The organism is Paenibacillus kobensis NBRC 15729 (assembly GCF_004000825.1).
Classification (GTDB): Bacteria; Bacillota; Bacilli; order Paenibacillales; family Paenibacillaceae; genus Paenibacillus_T; species Paenibacillus_T kobensis.
Genome location: NZ_BILZ01000161.1, coordinates 1 through 542 on the forward strand (window position 1 = coordinate 1; position 542 = coordinate 542).

The 542-nt window shown below is 41.3% G+C and carries 1 protein-coding gene; it reads right to left on the reverse strand.

Features of this window, described 5'->3' with window-relative positions:
- Positions 1–542 (reverse strand): hypothetical protein (locus PKO01S_RS29020; RefSeq protein WP_164779853.1); only part of this gene is annotated, 542 nt, incomplete at both ends.

Genomic DNA, 542 nt, shown 5'->3' on the forward strand with positions numbered 1-542 from the left:
CCGTAATTTTAATTAAATTTCCGTCTTGATTAAAATAATAGCTTTCCCCGCTAAGCAATTTTGCGATAGTTTCGGTTTGTTGTGTGTCATAATTATAGGCATACGTAATGGAGATATCCTTATATGGGTAGCCATTAAGACTTAAATCATAGGTGCCCTTACTGCCAAGATTGATGAACGTTCCGCTCTCCGAACGTTTGATATATGGAATATTCCATGTCCAGCCTTTGCCGATTGGAAATCTTTTCTCCTCATCTGTTTTATTTACGGTTTTAGACCGCCACTCTAGCCATCCGATCACGGCTTCATCTACGAAATAACCTTGCGGATCATTATCGACATCCCATACGGTTCTATACAACAGCCCATCGGCATTTGGGCCAAACCAACCCGTTTCAAAAAAACGACCGCCTTTAACCTCATTCATATACCCTAACCAACCCATTGCATCACTCATATCATGGAGATAAGGCATTGTAAAATGATCGATCTGCATATTACCGGTAGTCTTCGGACCCGGAATAATAAAGGTGCTGTCTGGG